General features: G+C 44.5%; 14 protein-coding genes and 2 riboswitches. Of the genes, 10 read left to right on the top strand and 4 right to left on the bottom strand.

The features are described from left to right. Both QVO99_RS10720 and QVO99_RS10725 read right to left on the bottom strand, forming a co-directional pair. The coding region (locus QVO99_RS10720) for a transposase (RefSeq protein WP_288177229.1) at nt 1-963 on the bottom strand (963 nt) is incomplete at its 3' end. A gap of 89 nt (nt 964-1052) precedes the next feature. Continuing rightward, complete coding sequence (locus QVO99_RS10725) at nt 1053-2252, bottom strand: transcriptional regulator (protein ID WP_022317614.1); 1200 nt, start codon at nt 2250-2252, stop codon at nt 1053-1055. Between the two features lie 1494 nt (nt 2253-3746). Between QVO99_RS10725 and QVO99_RS10730 the strand changes: the two genes are divergently transcribed. The 8 genes from QVO99_RS10730 to QVO99_RS10765 all read left to right on the top strand — a co-directional run bounded on the left by QVO99_RS10730 (nt 3747) and on the right by QVO99_RS10765 (nt 13104). Further along, entirely contained in the window at nt 3747-6635 is a 2889-nt protein-coding gene (locus QVO99_RS10730; protein ID WP_288177230.1) for a hypothetical protein, read from the top strand. A 51-nt stretch (nt 6636-6686) separates the two neighbouring features. Next, nucleotides 6687-6887 carry a hypothetical protein gene (locus tag QVO99_RS10735; RefSeq protein ID WP_022317617.1) on the top strand — a complete coding sequence of 67 codons (201 nt, stop codon included), beginning with the start codon at nt 6687-6689 and terminating at the stop codon, nt 6885-6887. A 603-nt stretch (nt 6888-7490) separates the two neighbouring features. Beyond that, nucleotides 7491-7597: riboswitch (SAM-I-IV-variant riboswitch) on the top strand. A 3-nt stretch (nt 7598-7600) separates the two neighbouring features. Further along, complete coding sequence (locus tag QVO99_RS10740) at nt 7601-8407, top strand: NADAR family protein (protein ID WP_022317618.1); 807 nt, start codon at nt 7601-7603, stop codon at nt 8405-8407. After that, nucleotides 8404-9258: a hypothetical protein gene (locus QVO99_RS10745; RefSeq protein ID WP_022317619.1), complete on the top strand. Its 855-nt coding sequence runs from the start codon at nt 8404-8406 to the stop codon at nt 9256-9258. Before QVO99_RS10740 ends, QVO99_RS10745 begins: the two co-directional genes overlap by 4 nt. Before the next feature lie 137 nt (nt 9259-9395). After that, on the top strand, nt 9396-10235 hold the full coding sequence (locus QVO99_RS10750) for an IS4 family transposase (RefSeq protein ID WP_022317620.1): 840 nt from the start codon (nt 9396-9398) through the stop codon (nt 10233-10235). 117 nt (nt 10236-10352) lie between these two features. Beyond that, nucleotides 10353-10476: riboswitch (SAM-I-IV-variant riboswitch) on the top strand. After that, nucleotides 10469-11236: an NADAR family protein gene (locus tag QVO99_RS10755; protein ID WP_022317621.1), complete on the top strand. Its 768-nt coding sequence runs from the start codon at nt 10469-10471 to the stop codon at nt 11234-11236. Its footprint overlaps the riboswitch before it by 8 nt. Before the next feature lie 12 nt (nt 11237-11248). Beyond that, on the top strand, nt 11249-12304 hold the full coding sequence (locus QVO99_RS10760) for a hypothetical protein (protein ID WP_022317622.1): 1056 nt from the start codon (nt 11249-11251) through the stop codon (nt 12302-12304). An 11-nt stretch (nt 12305-12315) separates the two neighbouring features. Further along, a complete protein-coding gene (locus QVO99_RS10765) occupies nt 12316-13104 on the top strand; it encodes an S-adenosylmethionine synthetase N-terminal domain-containing protein (RefSeq protein ID WP_022317623.1) in 789 nt (262 codons plus the stop codon). A 362-nt stretch (nt 13105-13466) separates the two neighbouring features. Here the strand turns inward: QVO99_RS10765 and guaA are convergent, their stop codons facing one another. Both guaA and QVO99_RS10775 read right to left on the bottom strand, forming a co-directional pair. Then, the gene (gene guaA / locus QVO99_RS10770) at nt 13467-15077 is read right to left on the bottom strand and encodes a glutamine-hydrolyzing GMP synthase (protein ID WP_022317625.1); all 1611 of its coding nucleotides are present in this window, start codon (nt 15075-15077) and stop codon (nt 13467-13469) included. 66 nt (nt 15078-15143) lie between these two features. After that, the gene (locus QVO99_RS10775; protein ID WP_022317626.1) at nt 15144-15884 is read right to left on the bottom strand and encodes a nucleotidyltransferase family protein; all 741 of its coding nucleotides are present in this window, start codon (nt 15882-15884) and stop codon (nt 15144-15146) included. 239 nt (nt 15885-16123) lie between these two features. Here QVO99_RS10775 and galE point away from each other — a divergent pair, with 239 nt between their 5' ends. Beyond that, the gene (gene galE, locus QVO99_RS10780; protein WP_022317627.1) at nt 16124-17140 is read left to right on the top strand and encodes a UDP-glucose 4-epimerase GalE; all 1017 of its coding nucleotides are present in this window, start codon (nt 16124-16126) and stop codon (nt 17138-17140) included. Between the two features lie 346 nt (nt 17141-17486). Further along, the coding region (locus QVO99_RS10785; protein ID WP_288177234.1) for a cation diffusion facilitator family transporter at nt 17487-18017 on the top strand (531 nt) is incomplete at its 3' end.

Raw genomic sequence — 18017 nt, forward strand, 5'->3', positions numbered from 1 at the left:
ACGGTATGCCTTGCCTTGCCATTTCTCAACAAGAATGGAGTTCAATTCAAACTCAATGCCGCCCAGTTCCTCCTTCTTCCACCCTCTGAGCGCAAAGATGTCATCGTAGAGCGAACCGCAGCGGTTGGCGCGGATATAGAAAGTCATGCAATGCTTTCCGACCTCTTCCACAATTTCCTCTGAGCAGGATCCGCAATCTGCTCTGAAACGATTGACTGTCAATCCTTTCTGTTCAATCCTATCAAAGAATCTCCTCAACGTGTCCTTCTGGTGGAAACGAACGTTAGTGTTGCCGTCGCTGTTCTCTATGCCGACAATCATGTCGCCAATGACAGCCACACCAGGACGGTACCCGAGAAACTTCTTGTATGTGGGTTTTGCATCAAACTTCTCAGCCTCTATGAACTGGTGGTCGAAGTCAACGTCATACCCCTCGCCCTCTTTCAGCTGCCCTGTGGACAATAGGCAATTGAGGAGCAGTGTATTCAGCTTGTCTGCCGTGTTGAAGTCGTAGGTCTTGCCAGTGTCGGCGAAGTCAACATCATACATTTCTCCTTCCTTCAACTGCCCCGTTGCAAACAGACAGTTCAGGAGCAACGTGTTCAGGTTGTCTGCCGTGTTGAAGTCATAGGTCTTGCCTGTATCTGATGTATATGATATGTTTTCTTGAGTCAGTTCCTTTATGGCTCTGAGAATCGTGTCGGCACTACAGGTGCGAAGTGTCGGGTGAAGCGAGAGATGGCTCATCAAATGAGTAGTTACATCCTCAATACATGAGCCGCCACAGAAGTAAACGCTCATAAGCGAACGGATGATTTCGCTGTATTGATAACCATACAGCCTGCATCTCATACCGAGGGTTGAGTCGATTACAGATGAGAGCTTGGAATCAAATTGCTCCATTATTGGAAAAATACCTCCAAAAGGAGAGAGTTTCTCAGATTTTATTGCTACCTTTGCCATGTCTGTCGGGTTTGATACATATTTTGATTTGCAACACTAAGATAGGTGAAAAATCTGACATGGCAAAATCCTGAGCAACTTTTTGTTGCTCAGGTACTTATAAATAAAGTTAAATCAAAGTGTTGCGGAATTAAGGTATAACTCTTCAGCACTTTCTTGCCCATCTTCTCCGATAGCCATGTGGCGTTCTGCTCCTTGATGCGTCGTGTCAGCGAGTCGCTCAGGTTATATGCCCTCATTCCGGTATTTATCGCCTCCTCATATCTTCCGAGAGCCTGCAGCACACGGGCTTTGTTCATGAGTATGGTGTTGGAGTAAATGTAGTCCACGGTGTCTCTTCCGTGCGACATCCAAGTCTTCTCCTCTTCGTTGATTTTTTTCAACGCCTCTTTGTATTGCTTTGTCTCCATCAGATAAGGCACTACGTATGATGCACCGTCGGGCAAGAGGGCAGTACGTGTGGAGAGCAGGTTGTCGAAGCATTCCCTTGCTTTTGCATGATTGCCGCTCTTCTCGTATGCTATTGACAATAGCGAGTAGTATCCGGCGTTTGCCACGTCGTTGGCACCGCTCACATCCTCCTTCAGTTTGTTCAGCTTGTCCAGGCATTTCTTGTATTTCGGCTGCATGTCGATTACCAGCTTGTATTCCTTGATGTCGATAGCCGAATTCGCTTTCAGTGAGTACACGGTGGCGAGGTCGAAATATGTGTCCCAGTCGGGAGTCTTCTTCAGTTGTTCTGTAATTATCTGTATGCAGCGGTCGAAGGTATTTATGGCATGCCACATGTTTCCCACTTCGCCATGACATTCGCCGATGGTCATCAGCAGCTGTGACATGAGCTTTCTGTCCTTATGCTCGTATGCCAACTTTATGCCCTTGTCTGCCATGGTAAGGCTTTCCACATAGTTGCCGCAGCTGTAAAACTGCGATGAAGCCATGTTGTAAAGTTGCCTTTCCTTTTCCGGATATTTTTTGATGTCTGGGTCGTTGAGGGCTGCCACGGCATAGTTTGCCGCCTTGCTGTAGTTTCTCAGCGCGTTGTTGTAAACCATGCTCATGAGATAATTCGCCTCGATGTTCGTCATCGAACCGTCTTTCTTTCCGGTCTCAATCATCTTCAGGGCGCGCTTGGGCTGAGTCAGACTGATGCCTCTAACGTATTCGAAGGTGTATTTGGAATTTGCCTTCTTTATAGCCGTTGATTTTGCCTGTTCATCCTGTGAACAAGCTATGAAGGCGATAGTCACTGCCAGTATCAGCAATATAGTGTTTAGTTTCTTCTCCATTTGTCTTTTCCTTTCACGTCTTTACCATCCACTTCCGTTGTCGGTATCGGTCCACTTCCTTATATGTCGTTATATTTCACTTGCTTGCTTCAGTGTCAAGGAGTGATGCTGTTTCCCAGGAGGTTTCTCGGTAAGTCTTCTTTGTATGGTTAGTATTGAATGATTTAGCTTTAATTGCGATGCGATTATATATTAATCGCGTTATTTATTCGCTACAAATATAATTCTTTTCTTTTATTCATACTTCTTTTCTTTGTTAATAATAGCAAAATAATTACATTTCAAGCCTCTCTTGCGATATGTCGCAAAAATTTGTAGATTGCAAATGTTACAAATTGCGTTATTATGCTTTTTGTATTTTGTAAAACGTTGTGTTTTAGCTTGATGCGATAATTTACGACATTCATTGATTTTGTAACTTTGTAAAAAATATCCTGTTTGGTTTGTTTTGTTTTGTATCCAAATTTTATAAAAAGCGTGTTGTTTTGTAACAATTGTATTATTCTGCGTAGCGTTACATGAAACAAAGTGTATTGCTACAATGAGTCAAATGAAATTATTGCAAGTATGGAATTATTTCATTTACTTTGCATCGTTACAACAAACAAGAACCTGACACGACGGTCGCCACCTTAGACCGACAGGTTTATCGGAAACAAGCCAACACACCTGCTGAATCTTTATGGTCGCAGGTTCTCTATATATAAAATAAGTAAGCAATAATTAATAATGTTGTGAATCTTAAAACAGATAATGTCGCTAACAAAAAAGTAAGTTTAATCATGGACAGCCTCCTTCGGGAGGCCGCCACAAAAACTAAAAATTATGAAAAGTAAAACTACAAATTTAAATGTCGCTAATTACAGAAGCGTAATCAGGGCTGCCGCAATTCTCATCTTGACGATGATTTGCGGTGGTCTCTGTGCGCAGACCGTTAGTATTAGTCCAAAGACCGGTAATGTGATATCGGCGTTGAGTTATGGATCAGAACAACATGAAGCAGGTTACGGTGGAGCATGGGTTCACAATCAGTTGCCAATGACATTACTGAATTCTGATGAAAGCACGCTCACTGATAATGGCCTTATGGCAAAACATGCAAATAATGTTGGTGTCGTAGATGGATATATGGTATTTGCTTCTGGTGCCAAATCCACTACCATTAACCATATGTCATTGTCTTTGCCTAAAGGTTATCGTTTTACGAGTTACAAAATTGTAATGGACTATGCTAGCAATAGTGCGACTCAAAGTACTTTCAAAGAAATGAACTCTTCGTTCAGTTCAACCCTCGCAAGTGTTTCTGTGAAGCAAAATGATAAGGGTGTTGTTATACAGCGTACTTCTCTTAACGCTTCAGATATGGGTAATATCCTCTATTTTAAACAGGAGCATTTAGAAAATGCGATTGCAAGGGTTAAAATTACTTCCTTTGTCGTTACTTTCGAATGTACTGAAAAGTTCGATGAGAACCTTAAGCCAGGTGTCACCACTTTGACGAGTGGTGTAAGCTGCCTTGCTTTGCCTTTCCAGACACAGAGAGTAGACCTTGGACCTATCACACAGAAAACAGTCAACACTTATACATCTTATAAGTATGACTACAATAACGTAAAGGACCTTGCGGCAGACTTCCTGTTATACGATAATTCTGGTATAGTTGGTGGTACTGCAAAACCTGGAACCGCTGGTGATGGAAACATTGCCAAATTAAGCTTCGATGGAACCAATACTTATATTGGTCTCAAGAACAATACTTATTGGCTTGAAACACCAACTGATGCCGTAGCACAGGGTGAAGTCAACATCCCTGTAGGCTATCGTATTGTGGGCGCTCGCTTGGTTTACGCAAATAATGTTGCTCAGAACATCAAGAAAGGTGACAAAATCTATATCACCGACGGTAAGGGTAATTATATGAATGCCAGTCTGAAGTTCACTGCAACCAAAGTGGAATGGAATTTTGCTGCTGATGGAAAGTTGTCAACGACATCTGATAATTCAACGGTTTATTTACGCCACGAAGAGTCAGGCATTTTGTTATGGAAGACCTATTCTCTGAAAAATACGAATAAATCCGACCAAGCCTCTGCATTCAACACTGATGGTACCAGCCTCTTCTATGGCAGCGGAACTGATTCTCACATAATATCTTTTGATAGCAATGGTAATGCTGTATATGACATATCCCAGCAGAATGCAATTGCTCTTAACGCTAATGTTCCTGTCAGTGACAATTCTTTCACCGTAAAGGTATATGACAAGACCGGTGAAAATGTTGCCCATCAGGTGGCAGTAAACAGAGAGAATCCTACTGGCGACATCGTTCTTGAGGAACTTAACAACGACGCCATCAAGTTCCAGATTGAAGGACTTACAGGTGATCAGTTGGCATACGTTTGCCTGCAGGTACAGCTTGAGGCTCTCAACCCATACATCGACAAGATGGATATCTCTTGTACCCAGCCATCGGGAGAGAAGAAACTCAAGAACCAGTATCTCGCCGACGACTTCACCATCGGTACTAACGGCAAGGTGGATTTCGCAGTGCCTACAAACTTCGGTACTAATGGTTTGCGTTTCGCTTTCGAGGGACTCCACCACAAGAATGCTGATGAGACATACACTAACATTGGCTCAGAGGGTAAGCACTCTCGCTACCACTTCGTGAAGTCTGATTACTACGATTTGATCGGTGAGAACCTCCAGGCTCATCGCTCTGATGCTGCCGACTACGACTACACTAAGAAGATTGAAGTGAAGGTGGCAGGAACACAGGCGTTCAAGTGTAACAACTCCGACATCTTCAAGGCTGGAACAAAAGGTGACGGTACATACTATTATGTAGAGAACCGCTATTCAAATACAGCATACAATACTCAGGGCGGAACTTGGCAGGAGATGCGCGTGAACAATGGTGACGGCTACGTGAAGCGTTATCTCGTGGTCTGCGACGAGACCCGCTACAACATCGCTCCTACAACTACTCCACGCCATGCCTTCTATGCATACTACTCAACAGACCTGAAGTTGACTACAGTAAACTATGTGCCGGAGCTGACTTATACCAAGGTGTACAAAGACGCCGTAGTGCCAAACACTTATGACGCAAACTATTACGTAGGCGTGAAGGTATCGCTGAAAGACACCGACAACAAGCCTATTCCGGAAGGTGAGGGATATGTATACGCTAAGCAGATTATCGAGAAGATTGCTCTGGACATCGAAGCCAAGAAGGAAAACGCTCCTGTAGACACCAAGCACATCCTCTATTTCGATGCCAGCAACATCAACTCGCTTCTCTTCAGTGATACGGATCCTACATGGGGAACTCTCACCGACCTCAAGGCAAAGCTCGGCGACAACGCACTGCTCTATATGCCGGAGGGTGTGACAGCCAACCTGAAGAACGTAGTGACGAAATCCCTCTCCGGTGACGATTTCGTGTCGGAAAACGATATCGAACTGGTAGACCAGCAGCCGTTCTTCGCTCCTTACAGCATCCGACTCAATGCTGCCAACGAGGTGGTATACAAGAGAAAGGTGACGCTCAACCACAATGAAACAAAGAAGTGGGTATCGCTGATGCTCCCATTCACAGTGGCAGTGGACACAAAGACAGGAAGCTATGTGCAGACCAAAGACAACTGCGCATTCACGTTCTACACGATGAATACCGACAACACATTCAGCAACGCTCAGGAGACAGGCGAATATATCTACGAGGCAGACGCACACTTCTCGCCATTCACAGGACAGTTCGTTACACAGCCAAACAAGGCTTACGTAGTGAGCATCGATCAGATGGAGGAAACCAACAGCGACAAGGTACTCTTCGTTGTTCGCCAGAGCGGTTCTACTATCGAGGCTACACCGGCAACGCTCACACAGCCTCTCATCCAGGGTGAGACTGCAACGGGCAAGATCAAGGGCGAAGCAACAACACTCGTGAACTACGGTTCATACTGCGGAGTGAAAGTGCCGAAGACTGACGGAATATTCTATTTCAACAAGGATAAGTTCATCTCATCACTTCTCCTCGACGAGAGATTCCAGGATGTGTACGTATTGCCATTCCGATCATACTACGCATGTCAGAACGGAGCGAACAATGTGCGCTACCTCAACATCTCTCTTGAGCCGAACACTGAGACATCATGGATAGACAATGCAACGGAGACTGCAACGGCGAGCGCCGGCTTCATGTTCTCGGCAGAGACAGGTAAGCTGACCATCACGGCAACGAAGGATCTGCGCACCAATATCCGCAACATCAACGGACAGACAATAGACACAACCTCTCTTAAGGCTGGCGAGACACGCACAGTGGCATTGCCAAGCGGCATCTACATGGTGAATGGAACGAAGGTTGTGGTAAGATAGCCCTCATTCTGATGCACTGACTGAATATTAACGACTTAAAATGAATGAATTATGAAAAAGAATAAATATATCAAGCCGGCAACAGGAGTCGTGAATGTCCAGACCTATGGTAGGATGCTCGCTGGATCTCATGACAACTGGGCGGACAGTAAATCTCACAAGAAAGGACTGTGGGATGACGATGCTAATGAATATGATGAGTCTGCCAATTCCAATTGGGCAGGCTATCAGAAAGATTCACCTTCATGGTGAGAGTGATTGACTTGCTTGCGCATTTCAGAACAGTTTTTCAGAAATGCGTTGTTTGACAAGAAACCCCAGGCTCTGTGAAGAACTTGGGGTTTCGATTATTTTTTGCGTAGTAGGTTATGGAACGTGATAGACAGTTGATAATCTGAATACCAGATCGACTTCAGCGCCTCTCGTTCTCCCCCGTAGGACAACCCATCCTAACCTTCCCCAAGGGAAGGAACTGGTTACTCCGATTATGGATAATCCTTTGACAATCATACAGTCAATAGTATCTGTCCCTCCCCTTCGGGGGAGGTTAGGTGGGGGCTGAAGTCAATAGTAGGAGTAATTTATTCCTCCTCTTGGAAAAGGTCCTAAGATCATGATGGAAAACAAAAGAGACTTGTTGGCAGTCGTGTAGCTGCGAGACAAGTCTCTTTGTAGTTGGTATTTATTCTTTGCCCATATTCAAGCTTCACATTTTGTTTGTGTGAAGACAAACACCATTTAGTCAAACGAGCAATTGTCTTTAATATTTTTAACGTCGTATTTTCGTTTTCCTCAGAAAAAGACCGTAATTTTGCAATCACTTTCCAAAATGGGGAGTAGTTCTTTTACTTTTTGAATAAGTATCAAGAGACAGCTTAAGTGCTGAACCAACCGAGCAGACATAGCCACGGTGGTAAAAATGATACGGGTTTAAGGATTTAGTATTAATCATTAAATTAAAAGTTATGTCACAAGAAACAGAAACTTTTGAAATCATCTTAGGTCGTGTGGAGCACATCAACGCTTCACACTTTAATTGTTTGTCATTCGCCAAGGCTTCGGACATGGTGAATGGCATTAACGTGCGTCTTTCTAACATGGCAGGTGGCTATCCATTTTCATTCGGAGGTGCGACTTGGCATGATAGTGAGACGCTTTATTTGTGCGGTGAGTTTTCGGACTCATCTGACGAACATCGGGCTATACAGGAGGAAATGCACCGACAGACAAGTGGCTTTGCTGCCAAACGCTTTGTCAAGAACAAATACAAGAGATTCATTCGTAGTGATTTCTCTACATTCCGCATACAGTGGATGCTATTTGTTGTATGGATGAAGTGCAAAGACAATGCGGATTTTGCTAATATGCTCTTACAGCTGCCACATGACGTTATCATTATAGAGGACACAACCAAACAACATAGCGACACTAAGGAAATTTGGGGATGCACCAACTTTGAGTTGGCTGCAAGAAGAGCAGAGGTTAAAAAGGAAACCATCAAACAGGCTAAGGCAGACTATCCAAACATATCCAAGGCTGCTTTGAAGCGTTTGGTAAACAGTGAGACTTGCAAAGTCAATGGCATTGGAACGTTTGTCGGTCAAAACAACTTAGGCAAGATTCTCATGATTTGCCGTGATTGTCTTATACAAGGCGTAGAACCACCAATAGACTACGCTCTTTTGGAGTCAAAAGACATTCACATCATGGGCAAACGCCTCACGTTCCCAACCAATAACACACCAATGTCTAACTTACATATAGTGGCATGAAAATTCGCAATACAATCAAAATAAAGAGTGGCAAGGAGTTAAAACTCTATGGCGGTCAAAAGCACAGTAACAAGAATACCATAAGGTATTTTTGCGAACATGCTGATTTCTTTTACGAACATAGAGAGTTCATTTTCGATAACAGCCGTATGTTTTTGATACCTGTATATCAAGACAGAGATTTCATATACACTTTAGGTGGTTTATTGGAATGGTTGGAAAGTATTACACAAGTGGCTACCATATCGGAGGTAATCAAAGATGTTCTTTTTCAAAAAGACAATTCCGACAGGCTAAGTCGCTTAAAGCAACACTGTAGCCGATACAGCAAGGCGGCAGGTGAATACGAACATCTTACGCTCAAAAACGTGCATGATACAATTACATCATTAGTCAAACAAAGAGAGCATAATTTGGCTGAAAAAAGGATATGGAGTCCATATATAGACAACATCGAATTGCTTTATGAGCATCGAAATGAAATTCTTGCTCATAAGGAATGGGCAATAGCTACAATACCATTGAAAGTATATATGGTATGTCAACCTATCTGTATTGGCACGATGTTAAGACTTTGGGCGAATGAAAACGAGTGGCTTACATATCAATGCGAATGTGGGCACAAGGCTTTCATATACAGCTTTGCAGGTAGTCCGTTGAGCGGAACAACATCCATATCCTACAAATGTGTACATTGCCACAAACAAGGCAATGCTCAAGTAGATGGCTTTCTCTGTCGAGCACATACTCTTGCCGTTACACAACAAGAATTATCCAAAGAGGCTGAAGGTATAGAAGCTATTACATTGAAAGAAATTATAGACAATATAAAAAGAACAAATTTAAAGTAATTAATTATGATTTACTAGTGATGCGATATTAATCGCTTAACTATAGTTATATATTTGATATTTAATCATTTACAAGCGTTCTTTGTTTTTTTGATTTGAAATTGATTGAGTAATTTTGCAGCCAAAACTGCAAGACTATGAACATCGGCAAATATATCTTTGCTCAAGTCATCGACTTCATACCTCGCTACCAATTTGACAAGTTGGTGAAGAAGTATAAAGGTGACTGGCATGCAAAAGATTTATCCTGCTATAACCAGTTGCTCCATCTGCTATTTGGTCAGATTACTGGTTGTGTATCCATCCGTGATATTTGTCTGTGTCTAGAGGCTCATGGAAGTAGCATATACCATCTTGGAATTCGCAAGTCCGTTAATCAATCCAATTTATGTCGTGCTAATGAGAAAAGGGACTATCGCATCTACGAAGGACTTGGCATGTATCTAATCGGTATTGTCCGACCAATGTATTCAAACACAAAGGTTGCTGAGATAACGATAGACAATGTCCTCTATGCGCTTGACTCCACAACTATCTCAACAAGCATTGTTCTGGCTGCATGGGCATTGGGCAAGTATAGCAAAGGCGCAGTCAAAAAGCACACACTGCTGGATCTTCGTGGAAGCATTCCGGCAAATATCCATATTACAGATGGAAAATGGCATGACAGCAATGAATTGGATGAGATTGTGCCTGAACCATTTGCGTTCTATATGATGGACAAAGCATACGTTGATTTCATAGCTTTGTTTCGCTTTCACAAAGCCGGTGCATATTGGATAAGTCGTCCCAAAGACAATATGAGATACGAGGTCGTTAACCATAGTCTAGACTTTTATCCAAGTACAGGAATCTGTGGCGATTTCATCATAAAACTGACTACCCATAAGTCGAAGAAACTCTATCCAGAACCTATCAGGATGGTTTATAACAAGACCCAATATCTAAATCATTTGATAAGCACAAATACTATTTAGCAAAATTCAAAACTATTCATCGTTAACTATTCTTAGCATAGTTTTTTCGTCTTTTTCAAAATAAGACTGTAATTTTGCACTCACTTTCCAAAATGGGGAGTTGTTCTTTTATTTATTGACAAGCATCAAGAGACTGTTTAAATACAGAACCAACCGAGCAGATTAGCCATTGCCACGGTGGTAAAATAGATGTGAGTTTAAGGCTTGATTATTCATCTTTAAATTAAAATTTTATGGCAACATCAAAAACATCAGAAATCATCTTAGGTCGTGTGGAGTACATCAACGCTTCACACTTTAACTGTTTGTCGTTCTCCAAGACTTCTGACATGGTGAATGGCATTAACGTGCGTCTCAGTAATATGGCAGGTGGCTATCCGTTTTCATTCGGAGACATAACTTGGCGTGATAGTGAGACGCTTTATTTGTGCGGTGAGTTTTCGGACTCATCTGACGAACATCGGGCTATACAGGAGGAAATGCACCGACAGACAAGTGGCTTTGCAGCCAAACGCTTTGTCAAGAACAAATACAAGAGATTCATCCGTAGTGACTTCTCGACATTTCGCATACAGTGGATGCTTTACGTAGTATGGCAGAAGTGCAAGGATAATGCGGATTTTGCCAAGATGCTCTTGCAACTACCAAATGACGCTATCATTATCGAGGACACAACCATACAACATTGCGACACAAAGGAAGTTTGGGGATGCACCAACTTTGAGTTGGCTGCAAGAAGAGCAGAGGTTAAAAAGGAAACCATCAAACAGGCTAAGGCAGACTATCCAAACATATCCAAGGCTGCTTTGAAGCGTTTGGTAAACAGTGAGACTTGCAAAGTCAATGGCATTGGAACGTTTGTCGGTCAAAACAACTTAGGCAAGATTCTCATGATTTGCCGTGATTGTCTTATACAAGGCGTAGAACCACCAATAGACTACAACCTCTTGGAGGCGAAAGATATTCACATTTTAGGCAAACGTATTTCATTCATACATTAAATAGATTAGAACATGACACATAGTAACACAGAACAACCAAAGAACAGCATCACATTAATGAATGGTGCTGTACTTGAGTGTATCCCAAAAGAATCACATCAAGGCGACTTTGTACCCGATAAGATGAAATTGGATGCAACAGGTACATATTTGAGTTTAGGCAACAAGCCTTGTAAGCCACAACCACGAACATCAGAAGAATTTGAACGACAGAAGAAGCTCTTCACGGATAACGCTTTCTACCTTTTGGCGCATCAAGAGCGTATCATGCGTGACAGTAGAATGTTTCTTGCTCCTGTAGCTGTACAAAACGGACTCGCCTACACAGGTACTTCGGGATTCAATGCTCCAACATTGGGCATATACTTGGAATGGTGGAATGAATGTTCTATGGCTTTACGAGTAGATAAAGAGAACCGAAGAAGCCTTGTATTTCACTTGGCAGGCAGTCCGTTAAGCGGTGCGAACCACTGTGCCGAGGTTTACGAGGATGGCAGGACAGAACCGGTACAAGTTTCTTCATTTATAAGCCATTGGCGACCATTCACTGCTATCAATACACGTTATGACGAGGCAAAGCATATCTATCAAGCCTACACACTTGAACAGGTACTTGACATCCTGCACGCTGAGGATGATGAAAGTTGGGACTATTCATCTGTAATTAAGGAACGCTTTATGCAGGCTGAGATAAACGAATTGAAAAAGAAAGTAGAGCGACTAACCAAAGAATCCGATAAATGGTACTCTATGTATAAAGATACTTATATGAAGTACAAGGATGCTGAGATTAGTGAGGCTTTTTCAACTTTTCAATCCTTCAGAGAGGAGTGTGAGGTTCAAATCAACTCTATCAAGATGCGTAAGCGAGCATTGAAGGCAGAACTGAAAAGCGGTGGCATGGATAACATCACATATCAACGCACGTTAATGCCGCAGAACAAGCAAATAAGAGATTTAGAGTTTAAGATAAGTACTAAAAAATATGAACTCATCAACAAATATCTTTCAGAAGGTATAAGTTACGATACTATAGAAAGTTATATGAACAAAAAGAATAATATTTAAAAGTAAGAACAATGATTGAAAAAGTAAATCCTTCGCATCCGGACAAGGTTGCAGACAGAATTGCAGGGGCATTGGTTGACCTTGCGTACAAGAAAGAAGTGAATCCGAAAATAGCAGTTGAAGTACTGCTCGGACATGGTGTTGCAAATCTCATTATTGAGAGTAGTGTGAACATTTCAGACGCTGAGGCTGAAGCTATTGTTAGCCGTATCACTAAGCGCACAGACTTGAAGGTTTCGCTCGTTATGGTAGCTCAAGACCCAATACTTGCAAGCAACCAAGACGGAGGAATCCGCTGTGGCGACAATGGTATTTTCCGAGGCGTTCCACTCACAGAGGAGGAGCGTACCCTCAGCAAAATAGCCCATGACATCTATGAGCGTTATCCTTCAGATGGTAAGTATGTATTAGGCAATGGTAAGTTGATTATCTGTCAAAGTAACGCCAAGACTGAGGACTTAAAGAAGCTCTATCCAAATGCTGTTATCAATCCTCTTGGAGATTGGAGTGGCGGAACAGATGTCGATTCGGGTGCAACAAACAGAAAGTTGGGCAGTGATATGGCGCAATCAGTTTCGGGTGGCGGTCTAATGGGAAAGGACCTTTCCAAGGCTGATGTTTCCGTCAATATCTACGCTTTCTTGAAAGCTCAAAAAACAGGCAAGCCTGTGGAGTTGTTTTGTGCCATCGGTGACACAGAGATAGATGGTAAACCTTATCGTGAAATAGTGGAAATCGCTCGTAACTACATCACGAGAATTGGCGGATTCGAGAAATTTGCCGAGTGGGGATTGTTCTAATAAGCAAGTGACATGTACAAATTTGATATAGACATAACTCCATCCCTCAACGGAAAGAAATTCATTTGGAAGGCATTTGTGAAATGTATACCATTATGCAGCTGACAGGTCATACCAATGAACGCACGTTCTACAAATATGTAAAGGCAACCCCCGAACAGATTGCCAAGCTATTGGATTTCAACTCCATCGGATAGCAATCCTATCGGGGATAAGCAGGGACGAAATCGGGGACGGTTTTGGATAAAATGTACAAGAAAGGGGATTTGTTGACTATTAAGCTATTACGTCAACGAATCCCCTAACTTATTGAGTTTAAATTAATTCATTTTTATTTGAGTGGCTGTTTATCGGTATTCCGATTATTCCCACTCGATAGTTGCTGGTGGCTTTGAGGAGATGTCGTAGCATACGCGGTTTACTCCACGTACCTTGTTTATTATCTCGTTGCTCACCTTGGCCATGAAATCGTATGGCAGATGAGCCCAGTCAGCTGTCATGGCATCGGTAGAAGTCACGGCGCGCAGAGCAACAGGATGCTCGTAAGTGCGCTCGTCGCCCATCACACCCACAGAACGTACTGTGGAGAGGAGCACCGTGCCCGCCTGCCATATCTGGTCGTAGAGAGATACCTCAATCTCGCCGTTCTGCATGTCGGCAGGAACGCCGGCAGCCAACACGCGACGCGCATCCTCTCCGGAGAGCTTCACCTTATACTCACGCAGACCGCGGATATAGATATCGTCGGCATCCTGAAGGATGCGAACCTTCTCAGGAGTGATGTCGCCGAGGATACGCACTGCCAGTCCCGGACCCGGGAACGGATGGCGTGTGATGAGATGCTCAGGCATTCCCATCGAACGACCCACGCGGCGCACCTCGTCTTTGAACAGCCATTTCAGCGGTTCGCAGAGTTGCAGGTTCATCTCCTTTGGCAGTCCGCCCACGTTGTGGTGGCTCTTTATCACCTTGCCAGTGATGTTAAGGCTCTCGATGCGGTCAGGGTATATAGTGCCCTGAGCCAGCCATTTTGCTCCCGTCTGCTTCTTCGCCTCGGCGTTGAACACCTCTACGAAGTCCCTTCCGATAATCTTGCGCTTCTTTTCAGGATCTGTCACTCCTGCCAGGTCGGCGAAGAATTTCTCGCTTGCGTCCACACCGATAACGTTCAGACCCAAGCACTTGTAATCCTCCATCACGTCGCGGAACTCGTTTTTGCGCAGCATACCATGGTCTACGAAGATACAGGTGAGGTTCTTGCCTATTGCCTTGTTGAGCAATACGGCGGCAACGCTTGAGTCCACGCCGCCGGAGAGTCCGAGAATCACCTTGTCGTCGCCCAGCTGCTCCTTCAGTTCCTTCACCGTAGTCTCCACAAAAGAGTCTGCGCTCCAGTCCTGCCGGCTTCCGCAGATGTCTACCACGAAGTTCTTCAGCAACTGAGTGCCCTGCAGCGAGTGGAACACCTCTGGATGGAACTGCACCGCCCATACCGGTTGCTTTGTAGAAGCGTAGGCAGCAAACTTCACGTTTGCAGTCGACGCGATACACTTGTAGTCCTCCGGTATCGCCGTTATCGTGTCGCCGTGGCTCATCCACACCTGCGATTTGTCCACGAAGCCTTTGAAGAGAGGGTCCTCTTTGTCGAACTGTTCCAGACATGCCCTTCCGTACTCGCGAGAGTCGGCAGCCTCCACCTTTCCACCGTTGGAATAGGAGATGTATTGCGCTCCATAGCAGATGCCCAGAACAGGTATTCTGCCGATGAGCTGGCTGAGGTCAACCTTAAACGCCTCCTTGTCGTGAACAGAGTAGGGGCTTCCGCTGAGTATCACTCCAATGACGCTCTCGTCGTCTTTCGGAAACTTGTTGTAAGGCATAATCTCGCAGAAGGTGTCGAGCTCGCGCACGCGGCGTCCGATGAGCTGCGTGGTCTGTGAGCCGAAGTCTAAAATAATGATCTTCTGTTGCATTTACTTATATTGTTTAGATGATATTGTTTCTTGTATCTGAGTCACTTTATATCCATTAAAATCCCTTTATAACCCGGAGATGAAATCCTCAGCCTCCTTCAGCGTGTCGAGCTTCCCTACATCGAGCAGGCGGAGGTCCTTTTTCAGATATCCCCGGATATTGTGGTCGGCACATGCTTTGAGATAGAAGTCAATGATGCCGAATTTGTCGCCGAACCCGTTGAACAGCGGGAACAGCCTTGGTGAAAATGCATGTATGCCGGCGAAGGCGTATTTGTGGCATTTGTCCGGATCAAGACCTTCATGAGGGGATTTCACCTCTCCCGTCTCAATGTTGGTCCATCCCACGAGCCTCATGTCGTCGTTGAAGAGCAGATAGCGTTTCGTCTTTCTCTCACTCACGAGCAGCAATGCGTCGACACCGCTCTCATGGTCAGCCTCGGCATAAAAACGTTGCAGGTCTACGTTGCTCAGTATGTCCACATTGTGTATCAGTATCGGCCTGTCGCCGAGGAAGAGTGGCGCAGCCTTCTTTATTCCGCCTCCCGTGTCAAGCAGCTTCTGCGATTCGTCGGATATGCGGATGTCAACACCGAAGTTGTTATTGTCTTTTAGGTAGTCTGTTATCTGTTCGGCAAAGTGGTGTACGTTCACTACGATGCGCTCCGCATCGCTTGCCTTCAGCTTCTCTATGACGTGCCTGATGAGCGGTTCTCCTCCCACGCTCACCATAGCCTTTGGCATGTGGTCGGTGAGCGGCTTGAGTCGGGTGCCGAGTCCGGCGGCGAATATCATAGCCTGCATCATGTCTTTTTTATAATTATAAAAATGGATATGCGTGCAAAATTACTTATTTTCTTTGTAACGGCAAACATTTCTTACGCATAATGTGAATCCCACGTTGCAATGAATGTTTGGATTATGTTAAAATCAACAATGTATGAGCAGAAATAGGGGAGCAAGGGGTGGTAATTGCCATAAATTCGTTACTTTTGCAGATGGATATTATATATATTGACTCGAAAGATTTTAATAGGTAAAGAGTTATGAACATTCTTTTATGCGGTGGTGCCGGATTCATCGGCACCCACACAATCATTGAACTTGACAAGGCTGGTCACAGCGTAGTAGTGGTGGACAATTTCTTCAACTCCAAGCCGGAGGCGCTCAAGAGAGTATCAGAGCTTATCGGCAAGGAGGTTAAATGCTATAACGCCGATGTGAGAGACAGAGACGCGATGGAGAAGATCTTCGGCGAGAACCAGTTCGACGCCGTTATCCACTATGCCGGACTGAAATCCGTCGGAGAGTCGGTGGCAAAGCCATTGGAGTATTATGAGAACAATATGGTGGCAACGTTTGTCCTCGTTGACGTGATGCGCAAGCACGGCTGCAAGAACATCATCTTCTCAAGTTCAGCCACTGTGTATGGCGACCCGGCGATGATTCCTATCACAGAGGAGTGTCCGAAGGGCTACTGCACAAATCCTTACGGCCAGACAAAGTGGATGCTTGAGGAAGTGCTTAAAGACGTACACCATGCCGATCCTGAATGGAACGTGGTATTGCTGAGATATTTCAATCCTATCGGTGCACATCCGAGCGGCAAAATCGGCGAAGACCCTAACGGTATTCCAAACAACCTTATGCCTTACATCACACAAGTGGCAGTGGGCAAGAGAGAAGAGCTCGGCGTGTTTGGCAACGACTACGACACACCCGACGGAACGGGAGTGCGCGACTATATCCATGTGTGCGACCTGGCTGCCGGTCACGTGTGTGCGCTGAAGGCTATCGAGCGCAACTGCGGACTTGCCGTATATAACCTCGGAACAGGTCACGGATATTCGGTGCTCGACGTGGTGAAAGCCTTCGAGAAGGCCAACGGCATCAAGATAAAGTATTCTATCAAGCCACGTCGTGCCGGTGACATCGCCACCTGCTACTGCAATCCTGCAAAGGCAAAGGCAGAGCTGGGCTGGGAGGCACACTATGGCATCGAGGAGATGTGTCGCGACAGTTGGAATTGGCAGAAGAACAATCCTAACGGATACGAAGACTGATGATTGATATTCCCTCCCTTAGCTGTATTAGCCTGTAGGCTTTATTTCTTGCAGGGTGGTGATGCCAGGTTGAGGAGGAAAAAAGATATTCTGAATTCTCTGATTCTTGAATTCTTGACGACACGAACCGGATTGACGGTTGTAATGGTCAAGAGTTGAGGAATTGGAGATTTTTTTTTGTTTAACCCAAATCGGGCATTAGCGCTTGCTTGGATTTTGCTTTTAGAAGAGTGGATTTTGATACGTGTTTTTTATCTTTTTTAATCATACTTTTCTTTGAACCATACCTAATAATAGGTAATTGTTTATACCTTTGCATTTGTATATAACAAGAATTAAGTATGTCATGGAAATAGAAGAAAGAGAAAAAAAGATTTATCGTGTCACGCTGATGGGAAGTGTCGTCAATGTGGTGCTTCTCGTGTTCAAGTTCGTTGCCGGTATCCTCGGCGGTTCGGCAGCCATGATTGCTGATGCCGTGCATTCATTGTCAGATTTCCTCACAGACATTGTGGTGATAGCCTTCGTGCGCATCAGTTCAAAACCCGTTGATGAAGACCACGACTATGGCCACGGCAAATATGAGACACTCGCCACATCGATAATCGGTCTCGCCCTGCTCGCTGTGGGACTATACATATTCTATAACGGATGCCTTCAGATATGGGATGTGATGCGTGGCGAGGAGATAAGTCAGCCAGGAGTGATAGCCCTCTTGGCAGCTCTCCTGAGCATCGGCCTGAAAGAATGGACCTTCCGCTTTACGGCACGTGTGGGAAAACAAGTTGGGTCGCAGGCAGTAGTTGCAAATGCCTGGCACCATCGCAGCGACGCCCTCTCCTCGATAGGTACAGCTGTGGGAATCGGTGGAGCGATA

It is taken from the genome of Prevotella sp. CAG:592 (assembly GCF_000436015.1).
Classification (GTDB): Bacteria; Bacteroidota; Bacteroidia; order Bacteroidales; family Bacteroidaceae; genus Prevotella; species Prevotella pectinovora.